Origin of the sequence: Brevundimonas mediterranea (assembly GCF_014196125.1) — a bacterium.
GTDB classification, from domain to species: Bacteria; Pseudomonadota; Alphaproteobacteria; order Caulobacterales; family Caulobacteraceae; genus Brevundimonas; species Brevundimonas mediterranea.
Genome location: NZ_JACIDA010000003.1, coordinates 265,375 through 282,494, shown reverse-complemented (window position 1 = coordinate 282,494; position 17,120 = coordinate 265,375). Strand labels below are relative to the sequence as shown.

The 17,120-nt window shown below is 66.3% G+C and carries 20 protein-coding genes; 7 read left to right on the top strand and 13 right to left on the bottom strand.

What is annotated here, in order from left to right; translation table 11 throughout:
• Nucleotides 1-11 precede the first annotated feature (11 nt).
• Both GGR11_RS15025 and GGR11_RS15020 read left to right on the top strand, forming a co-directional pair.
• Nucleotides 12-560, top strand: coding sequence for a hypothetical protein (locus GGR11_RS15025; protein WP_183198283.1), 549 nt, complete (start codon nt 12-14; stop codon nt 558-560).
• A 123-nt stretch (nt 561-683) separates the two neighbouring features.
• Nucleotides 684-2,114 (top strand): hybrid sensor histidine kinase/response regulator, encoded by a 1,431-nt coding sequence (locus GGR11_RS15020; RefSeq protein ID WP_183198281.1) that lies wholly within the window; start codon nt 684-686, stop codon nt 2,112-2,114.
• 38 nt (nt 2,115-2,152) lie between these two features.
• Here the strand turns inward: GGR11_RS15020 and GGR11_RS15015 are convergent, their stop codons facing one another.
• Entirely contained in the window at nt 2,153-3,724 is a 1,572-nt protein-coding gene (locus GGR11_RS15015) for an ATP-binding protein (protein ID WP_183198279.1), read from the bottom strand.
• 114 nt (nt 3,725-3,838) lie between these two features.
• Here GGR11_RS15015 and GGR11_RS15010 point away from each other — a divergent pair, with 114 nt between their 5' ends.
• The gene (locus GGR11_RS15010) at nt 3,839-4,600 is read left to right on the top strand and encodes a hypothetical protein (protein ID WP_183198277.1); all 762 of its coding nucleotides are present in this window, start codon (nt 3,839-3,841) and stop codon (nt 4,598-4,600) included.
• 2 nt (nt 4,601-4,602) lie between these two features.
• Here GGR11_RS15010 and GGR11_RS15005 read toward each other — a convergent pair whose 3' ends face one another.
• The gene (locus GGR11_RS15005; RefSeq protein WP_183198275.1) at nt 4,603-5,964 is read right to left on the bottom strand and encodes a glutamate--cysteine ligase; all 1,362 of its coding nucleotides are present in this window, start codon (nt 5,962-5,964) and stop codon (nt 4,603-4,605) included.
• Between the two features lie 146 nt (nt 5,965-6,110).
• Here GGR11_RS15005 and GGR11_RS15000 point away from each other — a divergent pair, with 146 nt between their 5' ends.
• The 3 genes from GGR11_RS15000 to GGR11_RS14990 are packed head-to-tail and all read left to right on the top strand — an operon-like array spanning nt 6,111 to nt 7,328.
• Entirely contained in the window at nt 6,111-6,464 is a 354-nt protein-coding gene (locus GGR11_RS15000; RefSeq protein ID WP_183198273.1) for a VOC family protein, read from the top strand.
• The gene (locus GGR11_RS17040; protein WP_183198271.1) at nt 6,461-6,748 is read left to right on the top strand and encodes an ArsR/SmtB family transcription factor; all 288 of its coding nucleotides are present in this window, start codon (nt 6,461-6,463) and stop codon (nt 6,746-6,748) included. The genes GGR11_RS15000 and GGR11_RS17040 overlap by 4 nt, the downstream gene beginning before the upstream one ends.
• Nucleotides 6,738-7,328, top strand: a complete 591-nt coding sequence (locus tag GGR11_RS14990; RefSeq protein WP_183198269.1) for a hypothetical protein — start codon at nt 6,738-6,740, stop codon at nt 7,326-7,328. Before GGR11_RS17040 ends, GGR11_RS14990 begins: the two co-directional genes overlap by 11 nt.
• 3 nt (nt 7,329-7,331) lie before the next feature.
• Here the strand turns inward: GGR11_RS14990 and GGR11_RS14985 are convergent, their stop codons facing one another.
• From GGR11_RS14985 to GGR11_RS14935, 11 genes are all read right to left on the bottom strand, one after another.
• Complete coding sequence (locus GGR11_RS14985; RefSeq protein WP_183198267.1) at nt 7,332-8,051, bottom strand: 16S rRNA (uracil(1498)-N(3))-methyltransferase; 720 nt, start codon at nt 8,049-8,051, stop codon at nt 7,332-7,334.
• 4 nt (nt 8,052-8,055) lie between these two features.
• Nucleotides 8,056-8,310 (bottom strand): Txe/YoeB family addiction module toxin, encoded by a 255-nt coding sequence (locus GGR11_RS14980; RefSeq protein WP_183198265.1) that lies wholly within the window; start codon nt 8,308-8,310, stop codon nt 8,056-8,058.
• Entirely contained in the window at nt 8,307-8,552 is a 246-nt protein-coding gene (locus GGR11_RS14975) for a type II toxin-antitoxin system Phd/YefM family antitoxin (RefSeq protein WP_246331923.1), read from the bottom strand. The genes GGR11_RS14980 and GGR11_RS14975 overlap by 4 nt, the downstream gene beginning before the upstream one ends.
• Nucleotides 8,553-8,603: 51 nt before the next feature.
• Entirely contained in the window at nt 8,604-8,834 is a 231-nt protein-coding gene (locus GGR11_RS14970) for a hypothetical protein (protein ID WP_183198263.1), read from the bottom strand.
• A 31-nt stretch (nt 8,835-8,865) separates the two neighbouring features.
• A complete protein-coding gene (locus GGR11_RS14965) occupies nt 8,866-10,029 on the bottom strand; it encodes an acyl-CoA dehydrogenase family protein (protein WP_183198261.1) in 1,164 nt (387 codons plus the stop codon).
• Nucleotides 10,030-10,127: 98 nt separating this feature from the next.
• Complete coding sequence (locus GGR11_RS14960; protein ID WP_183198259.1) at nt 10,128-11,912, bottom strand: acyl-CoA dehydrogenase C-terminal domain-containing protein; 1,785 nt, start codon at nt 11,910-11,912, stop codon at nt 10,128-10,130.
• A gap of 3 nt (nt 11,913-11,915) precedes the next feature.
• Nucleotides 11,916-12,395, bottom strand: a complete 480-nt coding sequence (locus tag GGR11_RS14955; protein WP_008261152.1) for a MerR family transcriptional regulator — start codon at nt 12,393-12,395, stop codon at nt 11,916-11,918.
• 181 nt (nt 12,396-12,576) lie between these two features.
• Nucleotides 12,577-12,993, bottom strand: coding sequence for a DoxX family protein (locus tag GGR11_RS14950; RefSeq protein WP_183198257.1), 417 nt, complete (start codon nt 12,991-12,993; stop codon nt 12,577-12,579).
• 219 nt (nt 12,994-13,212) lie between these two features.
• Nucleotides 13,213-13,434, bottom strand: a complete 222-nt coding sequence (locus tag GGR11_RS14945) for a helix-turn-helix domain-containing protein (protein ID WP_183198255.1) — start codon at nt 13,432-13,434, stop codon at nt 13,213-13,215.
• 10 nt (nt 13,435-13,444) lie between these two features.
• Nucleotides 13,445-13,963 carry a DUF2975 domain-containing protein gene (locus GGR11_RS14940; protein WP_035310772.1) on the bottom strand — a complete coding sequence of 173 codons (519 nt, stop codon included), beginning with the start codon at nt 13,961-13,963 and terminating at the stop codon, nt 13,445-13,447.
• 117 nt (nt 13,964-14,080) lie between these two features.
• Complete coding sequence (locus tag GGR11_RS14935; RefSeq protein ID WP_183198251.1) at nt 14,081-15,538, bottom strand: protein adenylyltransferase SelO family protein; 1,458 nt, start codon at nt 15,536-15,538, stop codon at nt 14,081-14,083.
• Between the two features lie 216 nt (nt 15,539-15,754).
• Between GGR11_RS14935 and nhaA the strand changes: the two genes are divergently transcribed.
• A complete protein-coding gene (nhaA, locus tag GGR11_RS14930) occupies nt 15,755-16,948 on the top strand; it encodes a Na+/H+ antiporter NhaA (RefSeq protein WP_183198249.1) in 1,194 nt (397 codons plus the stop codon).
• Nucleotides 16,949-17,120: the final 172 nt, after the last annotated feature.

The window sequence follows — 17,120 nt, the reverse complement described above, 5'->3', positions numbered from 1 at the left end:
ATCCCGGCGCGATGACCTCACTTCCCCTTCTGCCCGACCGGACCTGCGGGGCTTGCGTCGAATGCTGTCGCGCCATTCCGCTGGACCTGCCCGAACTGGCCAAGCCGACCGGCGAACTGTGCGCCTATTGCGTCGAGGCCGCCGGCTGTTCGGTTCATGAGATCCGGCCCCAGACCTGCCGGGTCTGGTTCTGCCTGTGGCGGGTGGTCGAGCTGTCCGACGACTGGCGGCCCGATCTCAGCGGGGTGATCGTGCGGCCGGACGGGATCGAGGACGGGGTCATAACCCTGTATGTGATCCGGCCCTCGGACTTCCTCGCCTCGTCGGACTTCTTCGCGACGGTCGCCGGCTGGATCGCCGAGGGGATCGAGGTAGCGCTGAGCATTCCCGGCCCGGTCGGGACCTATCCGGCTCGCGCGGTCGTCACCGACTGGTTGCGCCCGGCGGTGGAGGCGGGCGATCCCGCCGCCTTCCTGGGGCGGGTGCTGCGGTCGCTGGACAAGCTGGCGGAGCATGATTTCCAGCCGGATGGGGTCGTAGCGCGCTACGCCGTGGCCTGATCTGACGGCTTTGGGACTCGCGGCGCATAGGGGGTTTCCGCAGGTTCGACTTAGCCGGTTCTTAACAGCGTTCCGTCAGTGATCGTCCTACAATAATCGTCGTCCAGAAAGGGCGCCGCAGCTATGCAAGAATGGGACGCCCTACGTCGCCCGATCTGGTTGTTCGATCCGGTCAACCGGCGCGGCGTCTACGCCAATCCGGCCGCGCTGGAGCTATGGGAGGCGGACAGTCTGGAGGCCCTGCAGGCCCGGGACTTCGGTCAGCTGTCGCCGGCGGCCGTAGCGCGCGTCGAACGGCTTGCACGCGAGACCGCCGACGGGTCGGTCGTCTGCGACCAGTGGACCTTCTACCCCAACGGCCACCCGGTGACGGTGGCGACGGTGATCTCGACCTATATTCTGGAAGACGGGACGCCGGTGCTGCTGGTCGAGGCCTCGCCCATTGCGGCGGACGGCGACGAGAACCGCGCGACCGAGGCCCTGCGCCATACCTCGACCCTGATCAGCCTGTTCGACCCCGAGGGGCGGCCGATCTTCTCCAATCCGGCGGCCTTCGCCGCCTATGGCACGGCGACAGACGGGTTCGAGGCGCGGTTCGCCGAGCCGGAGCGCGCGCCGCCGCTGCTGGCCGCCGCCCTGGCCGGAAACGCGGTCACTGACGTCTGCCAGGTCGTCACGCGTGACGGGCTGCGCTGGCATCAGCTCGACGTGCGGCCGGTCACGGACCCGGCGACCGGCCAGATGAGCGTGCTGCTGGACGAACGCGACGTGACCGCGCGTGTCCAGGCCCAGAACGCCCGCGCGGCGGCCGAGCAGAAAGCCGCCATGGCCGAGGCGCGCCAGGCCTTCCTGACCGAAATGTCGCACGAGCTGCGCACGCCGCTGAATACGGTGATCGGCTTCTCGGACCTGTTGGCCACGTCCAGTCTGAATGTCGAACAGGCCGACCATGTGGGGCGGATCAACAACGCCGGTCAGCGCCTGTTGGCGGTGGTCAACGAGATGATCGACCAGTCGGTCAGGGACGCTTCGGAAGGCGAGGCCGCGCCCGCAGTGACCGGTCTGACCGTCGTCGAGTCAGAGGTCGGGGCAGAGGTTTCCGGGGCGACCTGCGACGCCATCGAGAGGGAAGCGTCGGGTCCGACGCCCAGGATCCTGTATGTCGATGATCACGACTGCAACCGGGCCCTGGTGGTCGCGGTGCTGGAGGCCCAGGGCATCGCCTGCGCCACGGCCGAGGACGGCGCCCAGGGACTGGAAGCCGCCCGTACCGGCGACTGGGACCTGATCCTGATGGACATCCAGATGCCGGTCATGGACGGGGTCGCCGCCACCCGCGCCATCCGCGCCCTGCCGGGCCATCGCGGCGCCACCCCCATCGTCGCCCTGACCGCCAACACCCTGGCGGAACAGAAGGCCGAATATTTCGCCGCGGGCATGGACGACTGCATGGCCAAGCCGATCAACATCATAGAGCTGACCCACATGGTCCTGAGCTGGACCAGCAGCGACTGGCGCCGGAACGGGCCGCCGCTGATCGCCGCTGTCGCCTGAGACGCGTCCCCGAGGCGCGCTCTTCTTGCAGGTGGTCTTCAGGTCTGAAGGACAGCCTGGATGCCCGCCAGCAGACTGGCGGCGGTGATGGGCTTGGGCACATGGATGTCGGCGCCGGCCTTGATCGCCTGCTCGCGGTGCTGGGCCATGGCGTTGGCGCTGAGCATGATTATCGGCGTGTGGATGTTGGCGGCCCGCGCCGCTTCCAGTTCGCGGATCGTGCGGGTCGCCGTCAGCCCGTCCATGACCGGCATCTGCATGTCCATCAGGATCACGTCGAAGCTGCCGGCCTGGAAGGCGGCGACGGCCTGGGCGCCGTCCTCGACGGTGATCAGTTCGACAGGGTGTCCAGCCAGGATCAACTGAACCACGCGCTGGTTGGTCGGATGATCTTCCGCCAGCAGAACCCGGATCGTGTGCATCGGCGCCGCGACCTCGGCCGCTCTGGCGCGTTCGCCGGCGACATAGTCGGACAGGGAGGTGCTGCGAGCCACGGGGATTTCGACCCTGAAGCGGCTGCCCAGGCCGGGCGTCGATTCCGCAGTGATCCGCCCCCCCATCATCTCCACCAGGGCGCGGCAGATCGACAGACCCAGGCCCGTGCCCCCGAAGCGCCGGGTGATGGTGGCGTCGGCCTGGCTGAAACGGTCGAACAGGCGGGGGGCGTGTTCGGCGTCGAAGCCGACGCCTGTGTCCTGGATGTCCAGAACCAGCTGGCACAGGCCGTCGTGGTCTTCGTCCAGGGCGATCCGGATGGTGACGCCGCCCTGGTGGGTGAATTTCACCGCGTTGGACAGGAGGTTGCCGACCACCTGACGGATGCGGGTGCTGTCGCCGACGAAGACGCCGCGCGCCTCGTCGTCGCGGATGACGTCGAACCTCAGACCCTTTTCGTCGGCGCGGACACGCATCACCTCCAGCGGCGCGTCCAGGGCCTCGTCCAGGTCGAAGGGGCGGGTTTCCAGGGTCAGTTCGCCCGCCTCGATCTTGGAGACGTCGAGGATGTCGGACACCAGCCGCTCCAGGGTGACGCCGGACGCCCGAATCAGATTGACCATCTCGGTCTGGGTGGGATCCAGGGGGGTGCGGGACAGCGCATCGACAATGCCGATCACCCCGTTCAGGGGTGTGCGGACTTCGTGGCTCATATTGGCCAGAAAGTCGGACTTGGCGCGGCTGGCGGCCTCGGCGGCGGCCTTGGCCTCGATCAGGGCCTGTTCGGCGGCGACCTTGGCCGTCACGTCGCGCGCGACCGCATAGATACGGTCGCCGAACCGCTGGGCGCGCCATTCCAGGGTGACGTAGTGGCCGTCCTTGTGCCGATAGCGATTGACCTGGCCCAGGACCGGGTCGCCGGGACGGCGGTTGGTGACCTCGAGGATGGATGTCTGTGTGGCGGACAGGTCGTCGGGATGCACGAGGCGGGGCAGGACCTGACCGACCAGTTCATCGGGCCGATACCCCAGGACCGAGAACCAGGAGGCGCTGGCCTTGACCACCGGCCCGTCCAGCTCACGCACGACCAGAAGGTCCAGCGACACGTCGAAGAAGGTGTCCAGATCCACGTCGGGCGGGGGGGGGCGCAGCGCCTCGGCGGGCGAACGGATCATTGCAGCAATTCCTCGCGAAGTGATTCAGCAGTACGCGAGATCGGTTAAGGCCGCATTTGCGTGCACGAGGTTGTTTCAACTGGCCTGATACGTCGCGTCGTCTAGGGTGAGATCATGATCGCCACCCTGTTTCTGTTCGCCGCCCTCCAGACCTCGCCCGCCGTCCCTGCTGAGGATCGGTGGGAGGATCTGGTCCTGACCGACAACCGGGCCTGCACGGCCGACGGCGCCTGGTGCGTCAGCCTGGTTGAGGAGGTGTGGGAGGGCGAGGTCGTGGTTGCGCCGGTCGTGCGGGCCGCCGGCGATCCGGCGCCGGGCGGCGAGATCAAGGCGGGTGACATCGAGACCTATCAGCCGTGGACCGGCCTGGTGCGGCTGGCGGACGGCGGTTTCCTGGCCGGGGTCGAGGCGGGCGCCCGCAGCATGTATTCCGGCGGCGGGGGACAGGCGTCGGAACTGCGGCTGTATCGCCTGGATGCAGCCGGGGCGGCTGAAGCCGGGGAGTATGGGGCCGCGCCGGTCCTGACCGTGCCGCTGCGGGGGTCGCTGATGATCCGCGCCTGTTTCAGCGAGGCGGACATGAAGCAGCGGGCCGGCGCCTGTCACGACGAATACAGTTTCGACGCCACCCTGAAGACGGCGGGCGGCTCGGACGCCCTGCCCATGCTGGATTATGAGACCGTCGCCACCGCCTTTCCGCGCGGGGTCTCGCGGTCCGAGGACTCGCTGGAGAAGGCGCCCCTGACCAAGGCCGATCTGGTGGCGGAACGGGATCCGAAATGCAGCTACCAGCGGCGCTTCGTGTTTGACGCGGCGGCGGGCGTCTATCGCCCGGACCAGCCGCTGCCGGACTGTTCGGACTATACGATCCCGTAGGTTCAGTAGGCGAAGTCGGCGTAGATTCGTTTCACGTCGCCCTGCCAGGCTCCATGATACAGGTCCAGCAGGCGTTCGGCCGGGGTGATCCCGCTGTCGGCGATGTCTTCCAGTTCCGACAGATAGCCGCGCTCGTCCACCATGCCGCCCGAGAAGCGCGCCCGGTTCTTCAGACCCTGTTTGGCGATGTTGACCAGGTCCACGGCGATGTCGCGCACGCTGCGGCCCGCCACCTCGGCCTTCAGGCCCAGGCGGGTCACGTCGCGGCGCAGGCGTTCGTGGTCGGCGATGTCCCAGTCCTTGACCAGGTCCCAGGCGGCCGCCAGCGACGGGGCGTCGTACAGGACGCCGGCCCACAGGGCAGGCAGGGCGCAGATCCGGCTCCACGGGCCGCCGTCGGCGCCGCGCATCTCCAGATAGGCCTTAAGCCGCACCTCGGGGAAGAGGGTGGTCAGGTGGTCGTTCCAGTCCTTGATCGTCGGATATTCGCCGGGCAGGGCGGGCAGTTTGCCGGCCTGGAAGTCACGGAACGACTGGCCCGAGGCGTCGACGTACTTGCCGTCGCGCTTGGCGAAATACATCGGCGTGTCCAGCGCATAATCGGCGTAGCGTTCGAAGCCGAAGCCGTCCTCGAACACAAAGCCCAGCATGCCGGTGCGGTCGGCGTCGGTATCGGTCCAGACGTTGGCCCGCGCCGACAGGAAGCCGTTCGGCCGACCCTCGGTGAAGGGCGAACAGGCGAACAGGGCGGTGGCGATCGGCTGCAGCGCCAGCGAGGTGCGGAACTTGGCCACCATGTCGGCTTCGGAATCGAAGTCGAGGTTCGCCTGGATGGTGCAGGTGCGCAGCATCATGTCCAGGCCCAGGGTCCCGACCTTGGGCATATAGGCGCGCATGATGTCGTAACGGCCCTTGGGCATGACCGGCACCTGTTCGCGCGTCCACAGCGGGTCGAAGCCGGCGCCGAGGAAGCCGACGCCCAGCTGGTCGGCCACCTGCTTGACCTCCATCAGGTGCTGACCGGTCTCGGAACAGATGTCGTGGATGGTCTTCAGCGGTGCGCCGGACAGTTCGAACTGTCCGCCGGGCTCCAGACTGACAGAAGCGATGAAGCCCTCGTCGTTCTGGCGCTCCAGCCCGATCAGGACGCCGTTCTCCTCGACGGGCGCCCAGCCGAACCGTTGTAGGCCTTCCAGCATGGCCTTGATGCCGTTCGGTCCTTCGTAGCCGGGGCGGGCCAGGGTGGTCTTGTCGAAGCCGAACTTCTCGTGCTCGGCGCCGATCCGCCACTGGTCCTTGGGTTTGGCGCCCTTGGACATGGCCTCGATGAGGACGTCCCGGCTCAGCGGCGCGTTATCGGTCATGCGTCAGATCCCCTCCGGCGCATCTGTGAGCGACCGTGTGTCGCGGCTAGATGGGCGAGGTTGGGGGCTGGCTCAAGGGGGGCGCTCGCATGGGTTTACATTTCGGATTATTACGAAATAATGCGATGAAAGAACGAGGGCGGGCTATGGTCGGGCAAACTGGGAATCTGCGGACCGCGAACGCGGTCTGTCATATTGATATCGCTGGACCGGATATCGGTGTCCTGGGCGCATTCTACGGCGCGGTTCTGGGCTGGACGGTCGCGCCGCGAGGGCCCGGCTACAGTCAGCTCAAGACGCCGACCCTGGACGGCGCCCTGGTCGAGTCGCAGACGGCCAGTCTGACGCTCGGCGTGGCGACGCCCGACCTGAACGCCGCCCTTGAAGCCGCAGTGGCGGCGGGCGGCGAGGTCGTGATGCCGCTGACCGACAACGGCTGGGTCAAGAAGGCCCAAATTCGCGACCCCGCCGGCAATCTGATGACGCTGATCCAGGCGTGAAGCTGGACGACGGAACGCTTGACGAAGGCTTGCGCGCCTTGGCGCATCCCGACCGCCGGCGATTCTGGAAAGCCTGTCTGGATCAGGAAAGATCCGCAGGGGACCTGGCCGCCTTGTCGGACCTAGCGCTCGCCAGCGTGTCGGAACATTTGAAGGTGCTTCGCAAGACGGGTCTCCTGACCTTGGAGAAGCGAGGTCGATTTTGGTTCTATCGTGCGGATCGCCCGGCCTTGGCCGCGGTCGTCGAAAGCTTGCGGCTGTTGGAGGGCGACGATGGGACGTGAGGCGCTGACGCAGGCTGAGGTCGGCCGAGACGCGGGGGAGGTTCGCGTCCTGCTGGAAGCGCGCGAGATGGTTCTGCGCGGCGATATCCGTCGGCGTTACGCCCTTGCGGATGTGTCGGGCGTCAGCGTCGCGGACGAGGTTCTCCAATTCACGGTCAACGGCGAGATGGTGCGGCTGTTCCTGGGCGCTCTGACGGCTCGCAAATGGGCCGAGGCCCTGCTGAAACCACCGCCCAGTCTGGCGCAAAAATTGGGCCTGACCTCGGGACGTTCGGTATGGCTGCTGACTCCGGTCGACGATCCCGCCCTGGTGGAAGCCATCGGCGAAGCGGCCGCCGAAGAGGCGCAGGCTGACATGGCTCTGGCCGTCGTGGAGTCCGACGCGGTGCTGGAGACGGTGCTGACGGACCACCGCCGCCGGCCGGGAACCGCGCTTTGGCTGGTCTATCCAAAGGGCGGCAAGGGGTTTGGAGACGCGGCGGTGCGTCAGCGTCTGCGCGACGCCGGCTATCGCGATTCCAAATCCTGCGCCGTGTCCGAGCAATGGACCGCGACCCGCTACGCCTTGCCCAAGGTTTGAGGATCAGCGTTCCCAATCGCCCACGGCCGCCTGCCACAGGGTCATGGCGGCGATGGCGGCGGTGTCCGCCCGAAGGATCCGGGGGCCCAGGGAAACGGCGGTGGTGAAGGGCAGGGAGCGCAGCCGTTCGCCCTCTTCCGGCGAGAAGCCGCCCTCTGGGCCGATCAGGATGGACCAGGGGCCTTCTCCGGCTTCGCGCAAGGCGGACCCGGCGGGCGCGCCGCCCGTCTCGTCGCAGAACATCAGCCGGCGGCCGGCCTCCCAGCCGTCCAGCAGGGCGTCCAGCTTGATGGGATCGTCGACGGGGGGCACGTCCATGCGGCCGGTCTGTTCGGCGGCTTCTTCCGCAATGGCGTCCAGCCGGTCCAGGCGGATGCGGTCGGCGTTGGTCCGCTTGGTCAGGACCAGCCGCACCCGCCGCGCGCCCAGTTCGGCGGCCTTCTCGACGATGGTCTCGACCCGGGCCTTCTTCACCACGGCGACGATCAGCTCCAGATCGGGGCCGAGGGTCTGGGGCCTCACCTGTTCCTCGGCGCGCAGGATGACGCCCTTTTTCAGCACTTCGGCGATGGTGCAGCGCCATTCGCCGTCGCGGCCGTTGAAGACCAGCAGTTCGTCGCCGAGCTTCAGCCGCATGACCTGGGTCAGATAGCGGGATTGGTCGAGGGTGGGGGCGACGGGGGCGGCGGCTTTGATATCGCCCTTCACATGTAAACGTATCATCGGCTCAATAGTGATAGCGGCATTGGATGATTTCCAAGCCGGTTTCGGTCATGCGGTAAACGAGGCGATGTTCCTGGTTGATGCGTCTGGACCACCACCCCTTCAGGTCGCCTCTCAGCGGCTCGGGCAGGCCCGATCCCGTGAACGGGGTTCTGGAGCATTCCTTGATCAGGGCGTTGATCTTGGCGACAAGCTTTCGGTCGGTTTCCTGCCAGTGGAGATATTGATTCCAAGCGCGGCCAGAGAAGACGACATTCACTCGATAAGCTCGCGCACTTCACCGCCGCCCGCTTCGAGCTCGGCGATGGACGCCATCAGTTCTTTGCGATTGGCCGGGCTGCGCAGCAGATAGTCCGTCTCCTGCCAGGAGGCGAAATCCTCTAAGGACATCAACACCGCCGCAGGCTTGCCGCCCTCGCGGGTGATGATGGTGTAGTCGTGATCCGCCGTCACCCGGTCGATGGCCGAAGCGAGGTTTTTACGGAGTTCGGTGACGGACATCGCGTTCATGGTTTGAACGTACATAATATCGTACATTCTGGCAAGTCGGCGTCAATCGTCCGCCGGCGACCCTTCCCGTCCCGCTTCTTCCAGCGTCTTGGCGCGCTGCGCCTCCACCAATCGCTCCGTCGACGGGCTGACAATCTTCTGCAGTTCGAGCAAGGCGCCGCCAAAGCCGCTGGAGGTTGGCCCTCTTCTGCGGCGCTTCATGCTGTCCACCAGCACGGGCATGAGCAATAGCGCCGCGATCAGTATTATCGCGGCTGCGATCCATGCCATCATCGTCACATCCCCATTTGATCGGGGGAAATGGTTACAGCGTCCGCGCGATCAAGAGTTTCATGATCTCGTTGGTGCCGCCGTAGATCCGCTGCACCCGCGCGTCCTTGTACAGCTGGGCGATGGCGTATTCGTTCATATAGCCATAGCCGCCGTGGAGCTGCAGCATCTCGTCGATGGTCTCGCCCTGGATGTCCGTGACCCAGTATTTGGCCATGGAGGCGGTGGCGGCGTCGAGTCGGCCCTTCAGGTGCAGGCCGATACAGTGATCGACGAAGACCTTGGCGACGGTCAGCTTCGTCTTGACCTCGGCCAGTTTGAACTGGGTGTTCTGGAAGTCGATCACCCGCTTGCCGAAGGCCTTGCGCTCCTTGACGTAGGCCAGGGTCGCCTCCAGCCCGCGTTCGGCGGCGGCGACGCCCTGGACGGCGATGTTCAGCCGTTCCTGGGGCAGTTGCTGCATCAGCTGGACGAAGCCCTGGCCCTCGCCGCCGCCGATGATGTTGTCGCCGGGTACCTTCACGTCATTGAAGAACAGTTCGGAGGTGTCGTTCCCCTCCATGCCGATCTTGTGCAGGTTGCGGCCGCGTTCGAAGCCTTCCGCCCCGTCCGTCTCGACCACGATCAGGGACGTGCCCTTGGCGCCCTCGGCCGGGTCGGTCTTGGCCACGACGATGATGAAGTTGGCCAGTTGGCCGTTGGTGATGAAGGTCTTGGAGCCGTTGACGACATAGCCGTTGCCCGACTTGACCGCCGTGGTCTTGACCCCTTGCAGGTCCGACCCCGCGCCCGGTTCGGTCATGGCGATGGCGCCGACCAGTTCGCCGGACTGGAGCCGCGGCAGCCAGCGCGCCTTCTGCTCTTCGGTGCCGTAGTGCCAGATGTAGGGGGCGACGATGGCGTTGTGCAGGCTGATGCCGAAATGGTCCGCGCCCTTCCAGCCCAGCTGGCGCATCAGCACCACCTCGTGCCGATAGTCGCCGCCCATGCCGCCGTCTTCTTCCGGCATCGACAGGCCCAACAGGCCGTCGGCGCCGGCCTGGCTCCACAGTTCGCGCGGCACGGACGAGTTGGCGATCCAGGACTGGACCTTCTCGGGCGGGGCGTGCTCGTCGATCCATTTGCCGACGCTGTCGGAAAAGAGGGTGATCTCCTCTTCGCGCATGAAATCGGGGTCGGGGCTGCCCAGCACGTTCATCGGTTTCGTCCCTGTGATCCGAGGGCTTCGCGCCCTTCTGGTCTAAAGAAAAAACGGGCCGGCGAAGTCAGCCGGCCCGTTCCATCGTCAGTCTAGGCTCAGAACGCTTCGGCCGGCATGGCCATCAGCACGTCCGCGCCGGTCTTCAGCTTGGCCAGGTGGGCGCCGGCGTCGGGCAGGATGCGCTCGACGAAGTAGCGGCCGGTCTGGAGTTTGGTGGCGTAGTAGGGGTCGGTCGAGCCGGCCTCGACCTGGGCTTGCGCGACCTTGGCCATCTGCGCCCACATATAGGCCAGGGCCGTCAGGCCGAAGACGTTCAGATAGTCGGTCGAGGCGGCGCCGGCGTTGTCCGGATTGGCCATGCCGTTCTGCATCAGCCACATGGTGCCTTCCTGCAGCTTCTTCTTGGCGTCGGCCAGGCCGTCGACGAAGGGCTTGATCGCCTCGTTCGATCCGTTCTCGGCCACAAAGGCGTCGATCTCGCCAAACCAGGTCATGATGGCCCGGCCGCCGTTGGCCGGCAGCTTGCGGCCGACCAGGTCCAGCGCCTGGATGCCGTTCGTGCCCTCGTAGATCATGGTGATGCGGGCATCACGCAGATACTGGCTGGCCGGGAAGTGTTCGGTGTAGCCCGAACCGCCGTGGACCTGCATGGCCAGCGACGCGACGTGGAAGCCCTTGTCGGTCAGATAGGCCTTCAGCACAGGGGTCAGCAGGCCCATGTAGTCCTTGGCCTTGGTCGCCACGGCCTCGTCTTCCGACTTCTCCAGATCGGCGTGCAGGGCGGTCCACAGGATGAAGGCCTGGCCGCCTTCGACGAAGGCGCGGGCCTCCAGCAGCATGCGGCGCACGTCAGGGTGGACGATGATCGGATCGGCGGGGCCTTCGGGGTTCTTGGGGCCGGTCAGGCTGCGGCCCTGCAGGCGATCCTTGGCGAACTCGGCGGCGGCCTGATAGGCGGCGGTGCCGATGGCCAGGCCCTGCAGGCCAGTGCCCAGGCGGGCCTCGTTCATGACCACGAACATGTTGTTCATGCCACGGCCTTCTTCGCCCAGCAGCCAGCCCTTGGCGCCGTCATATTGCATCACTGCGGTGGCGTTGCCGTGGATGCCCATCTTGTGCTCAAGCCCGGCGCATTCGAGGCTGTTGCGCTCGCCCAGCGAGCCGTCCTCGTTGACCAGATATTTGGGCACCACGAACAGGGACAGGCCCTTGATGCCCGGAACCGCGCCTTCGATGCGGGCCAGGACGGTGTGAATGATGTTGTCTGAGAAGTCGTGTTCGCCCGCCGAAATCCAGATCTTCTGGCCGGTGATCGAGAAGCTGCCGTCGTCGTTGCGCACAGCCTTGGTGCGGACCATGCCCAGGTCCGTGCCGCACTGGGGCTCGGTCAGGTTCATGGTGCCGGACCACTCGCCCGACACCATCTTGGGCAGGTATTTGGCCTTGATCTCGTCCGAAGCGCTGGCGTGGATGCCGGCGTAGGCGGACGACGTCAGGCCCGGATACATGGAGAAGGCCGCCGAGGCGCCGGCGGTCATCTGACCGAAGGCCGAGGCGACGATGCTGGGCATGCCCTGGCCGCCGTAGGCCGGGTCGGCGGCCAGCGCCATCCAGCCGGCTTCAGACATGGCCTTGTAGGCTTCCTTCCAGCCCTTGGGACCGGTGACGACGCCGCCCTCGGACCAGTGGCAGCCTTCCTTGTCGCCCGGATTGTTGATCGGGGCGATGACCTCGTCGGCGAACTTGCCGCCTTCTTCCAGGATCTGGCCGACCAGGTCCGAAGACACGTCCTGGAAGCCGGGCTGGTTGGTGTAGCGGTCGATCTCCAGCACTTCATTCAGGATGAAGGTGAAATCGCGGACGGGCGACTTATAGGCCATGGGTCAGGCTCTCGCTTTGAAGGGGTGATGGTCGTGGTTGAGGCGTGCGCGCAGCAGCTTCTCATAGTCTTCCGCGCCGGGCAGCAGGTCCGGCCGGTGTTCGCCCAGCTTGGACTCCATCCAGGCGCAGGCGTCTTCCGCCGTCTGGATGGCGCCTTCGATGTCTTCCAGCTGCTGTTTCAGCGCCGCGATCTGGGCGCGGTGGCGACGCAGGGCCACCGCCATCTGATGAACGTTGTGATCCTTGCGGTCATACAGGTCCAGCATCTCCTGGATTTCCTGCAGGGTGAAGCCGATGCGGCGGCCTCTCAGGATCAGCTTCAGCCGCGCGCGGTCGCGGGAATCATAGACGCGCGTCTGTCCCTTGCGGGCTGGCGTCAGCAGGCCCTTGTCCTCGTAGAATCTGAGGGCGCGGGCCGTGGCGTCGAACTCGCGGCACAGCTGGCGAATGGAATAGGTGCGGTGATCGTCGGCGGTGGCCATGCGGGCACCATAACTTTACGTGCGCGTAAAGGAAAGGCTTTACGTGCGCGTAAGGGTAAGCTTTCGCCGAGATGGACGGCAGACAAAGAAAAGCCCGGAGCCAGGGGGGAGAAGGCTCCGGGCGCGACACACCGGGACAGGAGGGGGGAGAGGGTCCCGGCGATCGATCTTCAGGGGCGGGTCAGGCCGTGCGGCGACCCAGCAGAACCGGGATGGTGAAGCCCAGCAGAATGAGGTTGACCACGGCCAGGCCGATGTCCTGGCTGAGGGCGTGGATGATCAGCATGGTCGATTCCAGCACGATCAGGCCGGCGGCCGAGGTCAGCAGCAGGGGCCGTCCGACGCGCCACGAGATCAGCGGGGCCAGGACGCCCAGCGCCAGCACCAGTTCGACCATGCCCAGGCCGCGCACCATGTTCTCGGGCGCGACGGCGGGCCAGCCCATCAGGGTGATGAGGTTGGTCATCGGCTCCGTCAGCTTGGCGTAGCCGGCGGCGATGAAGAACATCGCGATCCAGCCCTGCAGCGTCCACAGGGTGATGTTCTTGTAGGCGGCGCGGCTGCGGGCCTGGGCGACGGGCAGATGGGTTGTGGTCATTGGGGAGGGACCTGATTGGTAACAGTTGCGATATCGGATTGAGCGGCTCCGTTCGCAAGGGGGGATGTAGAGGCCCTTTCGCCTTTTGTCATCAGGCGATGACATCAATCGATGACATCAGTTGATGACTTTATGTTTCAGGGGCGGCGCGAGTGACCCGATTCGCGCCGCCCCTGCAACGGGTTCGGACGATATTTCGACCGATCAGGGTTCGTGCGGTCAGGACTCTTCAGGCTGGGGTCCCGGCGTCTGGACGATCAGGTCGCCGGGCTGGCAGTCCAGTTCGCGACACAGGGCGTCCAGGGTGGAAAAGCGGACGGCGCGGGCCTTGCCGGTCTTGAGGATCGACAGATTGGCCAGGGTGACGCCGACGCGGTCGGACAGTTCGGTCAGGGACATGCGGCGTTCGAGCAGCAGCCGGTCCAGCTGGATCATGATCATGGCGCGTCTCTCAGACCGTGGTCAGCTGTTCGTCGCGCATGGCCGACCCCTGGCGGAAGACCTCGGCCAGGATGAAGACCACGAGGATCCCCAGCCAGGATCCGAGGTCGAAATCATAGTCCGAGGCCGACTGGCCGATGGCCTGGGGTGCGACGATGGACAGCATCAGGGCGGTCAGTTGAATACCCAGCAGGCCGAAACCGACGGCCTGGAGCCGTTTGACATTGGCGAACTCGAAGGCGTCGCCCTGGTTCACCGAAAGCAGGATGCGCCGCAGCCGGTTGATGATCCACCAGGTGAAGCCGCAGGCCAGGAAGGCGCCCAGCAGGGTCAAGCGGCCGGTCAGCTCGTAGTTTCCGTCAGGATCCGTCGCCCCATCGCGCAGCGCGTCCATCCAGTCGACGCCGATGATCATGCTGGCGACTAGGAGGACGCCCGCGGCGACGGCTCCGATCATGACGAAGACGTTGAAGAAGCCCAACAGCCAACGCAGTGCGCTGGCGGCCGAATATTTGCCCACGAGTTTCATCCGATAGCCCTCCATTGGGTCGCCCTCCGCGACACTTGGCGACTATCGATATGGATTTATCGATAAACGGGCAAGAAAATTATCGATAAACGAGATGAAGCTTTCGTAAGGTTCGGCTCAGGCGGTGAAGCCCCAGGCGGTGCGGGCGGCCTCCAGCCGCGCCAGCTTGGCCTGGAACGGCCCCCAGTCGTCGGCGGCGTCGATGGCGGCCCATATCGCCTCGACATCGTCAATCAGCATCTCCTCCGGTTCGCGGGCGGCGAACATGGGATGTTCCAGCCGTTCGATCCGGTCGGGCTCATGTTCCATCAGGGCGAAGCGGAAAACGTCGAAGGCCTCGCCCTGGTACAGTCTGGCGCGCGGCCCCGACAGGGCGCGCGCCGAGGAGGCGAAGCCGCCGAACCAGTCGAAGAACAGAGGCTCCCAGCGCAGGGCCTCGCCGCCTTCCCGCAACAGGGCCAGGGTCGCATCGACCAGCCTCTGGTCCGCCGCCTCGCCCAGGCTCAACACGCCCAGCCGCATCAGGAAGGCGGCGCGCAGTTCGCGGATATAGGCGGGGCCGAAACTGTTCAGGGCGTCGGTCAGGGGCTCGGCCTCGGCGACCAGTTTCAGACAGCCGGCTAACTGGGTCAGGTTCCAGAACACCGCCTCAGGCTGGCGGGCGAAGGCGTAGAGACCGGTCTGGTCGAAATAGGCGGCGGTGAAGGCCGGGTCGTATTCGGGCAGGAAGCGCCAGGGGCCATAGTCGAAACTCTCGCCCGTGACGTTCAGATTGTCGGTGTTCAGCACGCCATGGACGAAGCCGGCCGCGATCCAGCGCGCCGTCAGTTTCGCCGAGGCCTCGACGACGGCGCGCAGCAGGCCGGGCGCGTCCCCGGCGGCGACCGTCGGGTGATAAAGAGTGCGGACGTGTTCGATCAGGGTCTCGATCTGATCGGCGCGACCCAGATAGGCGGCGCGCTGGAAGGTTCCGAAGCGGATATGGGAGTGTGACAGGCGCACCAGCACGGCCGACCGGGTCGGCGACGGCTCGTCGCCGCGCTCCAGCGCCTCGCCGGTCTCGATCAGCGAGAAGGCGCGGCTGGTGGGGACGCCCTGGGCCTCAAGCATGGACGCGGCCAGCACCTCGCGCACCCCGCCCTTCAACGTCAGCCGCCCATCGCCGCCGCGCGACCAGGGCGTCTGACCCGAGCCTTTTGTTCCCAGGTCGAGAAGTCGACCTGGGGCGCTATCACTCGCGACGCGGTCGCTCGTTACTTGAGCGCGCGGCGTTTCGCGCATCTGCGCCGCCAGGAAGCCGCGCCCGTCGCCCAGGTCGGGATTGTAGTGGCGGAACTGATGGCCGTGATAGCGCATGGCGAGGGGGCCGGGCTGGCCGGGCAGGGGCTCGAACCGGCCGAAGGCGGCGATCCATTCGGCGTCGCTCAGCCCGTCCAGCCCCACATCCGCGGCGGCGCGGTCGTTGCGGAACCGCAGCACGGCCTGGGGAAAATCGGCCGCCTGGACGGCGTCGGCGAAATCGGGGCCCAGATCGAAGACGCGCGCTTCGGGGCGATAGGCGGGGGAGGGGGGCATGGGGGCTAGGTGCGACCGCCGCATGTGTTTCGCAAGTCGCCTATGGTGACGGTTTCGGTTGAACCTCTGGGCCCATGCCGTATTCTTGTCGGCAGACATCAGGCCGCGCTTGCGGCCAGGCCGGCGCCGTCTTCACACGATGAAGCGGCGAATCCGGTCCGACGCCCGTCGATAACCTGGCGTCACGACAGCTCATCCTTTCGACTGGAGGCCGCCGTGGCGCGCAAACTGACTCTCGACTTCCTCAAGACCGAGGCCGCATCCGGCTCGGCCCTGGCCCTGGCGGCCATCGCGGCGGTGCTGGTGGCCAACTCGCCCTGGTCGGCGGACTATTTCACCTGGCTGAAGAGCTATCATGTGCTTCAGATCGGTCCGATCCGGCTGGAGGAATCGATCTCCGACTGGATCAAGGAAGGCCTGATGGCGATCTTCTTCCTCGTCGTGGGGCTGGAGATCAAATACGAGATCGTGCGCGGCGAACTGAGCGACCCGCGCAAGCTGGCGACGCCGGTGCTGGCGGCCCTGGGCGGCATGGCCGGGCCGGCCGCCGTCTATCTGCTGCTGTCGGCGACGATGGGAGCGCCCCATGCGGGCTGGCCCATTCCCTTAGCCACCGACATCGCCTTCGCCCTCGCCATCTTCGGTTTCGTCGGCAAGGGGCTGCCGTCGTCGCTGCGGGTCTTCCTGCTGACCTTGGCCATCGTCGACGACCTGGGCGCCATCGCCCTGATCGCCGTCCTGTTCAGCGAGGGCGCCAACTGGGCGCCGCTGTTCTGGGCCCTGGGCCTGATCGCCGTGGGCGGCCTGGTGGCGCACCGGATCCGCATTCCGACGCCCTTCTGGGTGCTGGGCTTTGCGGCGGTCTGGTATCTGACGGTCCTGTCGGGGCTCAGCACCTCGCTGACCGCCGTGGCCTTCGCCATGATCGTGCCGATCGCGGCCCGCAAGGAAGATCGCCAGAGCCCGCTGAAGGAGGCGATGCACGACCTGCATCCGTGGAACGCCTTCCTGGTCCTGCCCCTGTTCGCCTTCGCCAAGGCGGGGGTGTCCTTCGCCGGTCTGACGATGGATCAGGCCTTCGCGCCCCTGGTCGTCGCCATCGCGCTCGGCCTGTTCTTCGGCAAGCAGATCGGCGTGCTGGGCATGGCCTGGCTGGCCTCGGCCCTGAGGATCGGCGCCCGGCCGACCGACGCCACCTGGCTGCAGGTCTATGGGGTGTCGCTGCTGTGCGGCGTGGGCTTCACCATGAGCCTGTTCATCGGCGTCCTGGCCTTCCCCGGCGCGGTCGATTCGCCCAAACAGGTCGAGGTCAAGCTGGGCGTCATCGGCGGCTCGATCCTGTCGGCCGTCGCGGCGGCCGTCGTTCTGGGTCTGGCGGGCCGGACCCGGCCGAAGGTCGGGGGCGAATAGCCCCCGATTTCTCCGGGAAAGCCGCGACTGCGGTGCAAAAACTGACCTAGCGTAAGCGTTTTCTGTCTCTTCCTTGTCACAGGAAGGCCGAACTGCGGCGAAAAATCGTCGCGGGTAACAACGCTCGCTTGTAGCTCACGCCCAAGCGGGCTTAGCCTCTGCGGTACTGAAC

Excerpts from the sequence above, each read along its gene's own strand:
- GGR11_RS14965 (WP_183198261.1), bottom strand. The coding sequence starts at position 10,029 with ATGAACGTGCTGGGCAGCCCCGACCCCGATTTCATGCGCGAAGAGGAG.
- GGR11_RS15025 (WP_183198283.1), top strand. The coding sequence starts at position 12 with ATGACCTCACTTCCCCTTCTGCCCGACCGGACCTGCGGGGCTTGCGTC.
- GGR11_RS14985 (WP_183198267.1), bottom strand. The coding sequence starts at position 8,051 with ATGATACGTTTACATGTGAAGGGCGATATCAAAGCCGCCGCCCCCGTC.
- GGR11_RS14940 (WP_035310772.1), bottom strand. The coding sequence starts at position 13,963 with ATGAAACTCGTGGGCAAATATTCGGCCGCCAGCGCACTGCGTTGGCTG.
- GGR11_RS14935 (WP_183198251.1), bottom strand. The coding sequence starts at position 15,538 with ATGCCCCCCTCCCCCGCCTATCGCCCCGAAGCGCGCGTCTTCGATCTG.
- GGR11_RS14975 (WP_246331923.1), bottom strand. The coding sequence starts at position 8,552 with ATGTCCGTCACCGAACTCCGTAAAAACCTCGCTTCGGCCATCGACCGG.
- GGR11_RS15010 (WP_183198277.1), top strand. The coding sequence starts at position 3,839 with ATGATCGCCACCCTGTTTCTGTTCGCCGCCCTCCAGACCTCGCCCGCC.
- GGR11_RS15005 (WP_183198275.1), bottom strand. The coding sequence starts at position 5,964 with ATGACCGATAACGCGCCGCTGAGCCGGGACGTCCTCATCGAGGCCATG.
- GGR11_RS14960 (WP_183198259.1), bottom strand. The coding sequence starts at position 11,912 with ATGGCCTATAAGTCGCCCGTCCGCGATTTCACCTTCATCCTGAATGAA.
- GGR11_RS15015 (WP_183198279.1), bottom strand. The coding sequence starts at position 3,724 with ATGATCCGTTCGCCCGCCGAGGCGCTGCGCCCCCCCCCGCCCGACGTG.
- GGR11_RS14950 (WP_183198257.1), bottom strand. The coding sequence starts at position 12,993 with ATGACCACAACCCATCTGCCCGTCGCCCAGGCCCGCAGCCGCGCCGCC.
- GGR11_RS14990 (WP_183198269.1), top strand. The coding sequence starts at position 6,738 with ATGGGACGTGAGGCGCTGACGCAGGCTGAGGTCGGCCGAGACGCGGGG.
- GGR11_RS14970 (WP_183198263.1), bottom strand. The coding sequence starts at position 8,834 with ATGATGGCATGGATCGCAGCCGCGATAATACTGATCGCGGCGCTATTG.
- GGR11_RS15000 (WP_183198273.1), top strand. The coding sequence starts at position 6,111 with ATGGTCGGGCAAACTGGGAATCTGCGGACCGCGAACGCGGTCTGTCAT.
- GGR11_RS14945 (WP_183198255.1), bottom strand. The coding sequence starts at position 13,434 with ATGATCATGATCCAGCTGGACCGGCTGCTGCTCGAACGCCGCATGTCC.
- GGR11_RS15020 (WP_183198281.1), top strand. The coding sequence starts at position 684 with ATGCAAGAATGGGACGCCCTACGTCGCCCGATCTGGTTGTTCGATCCG.
- GGR11_RS14955 (WP_008261152.1), bottom strand. The coding sequence starts at position 12,395 with ATGGCCACCGCCGACGATCACCGCACCTATTCCATTCGCCAGCTGTGC.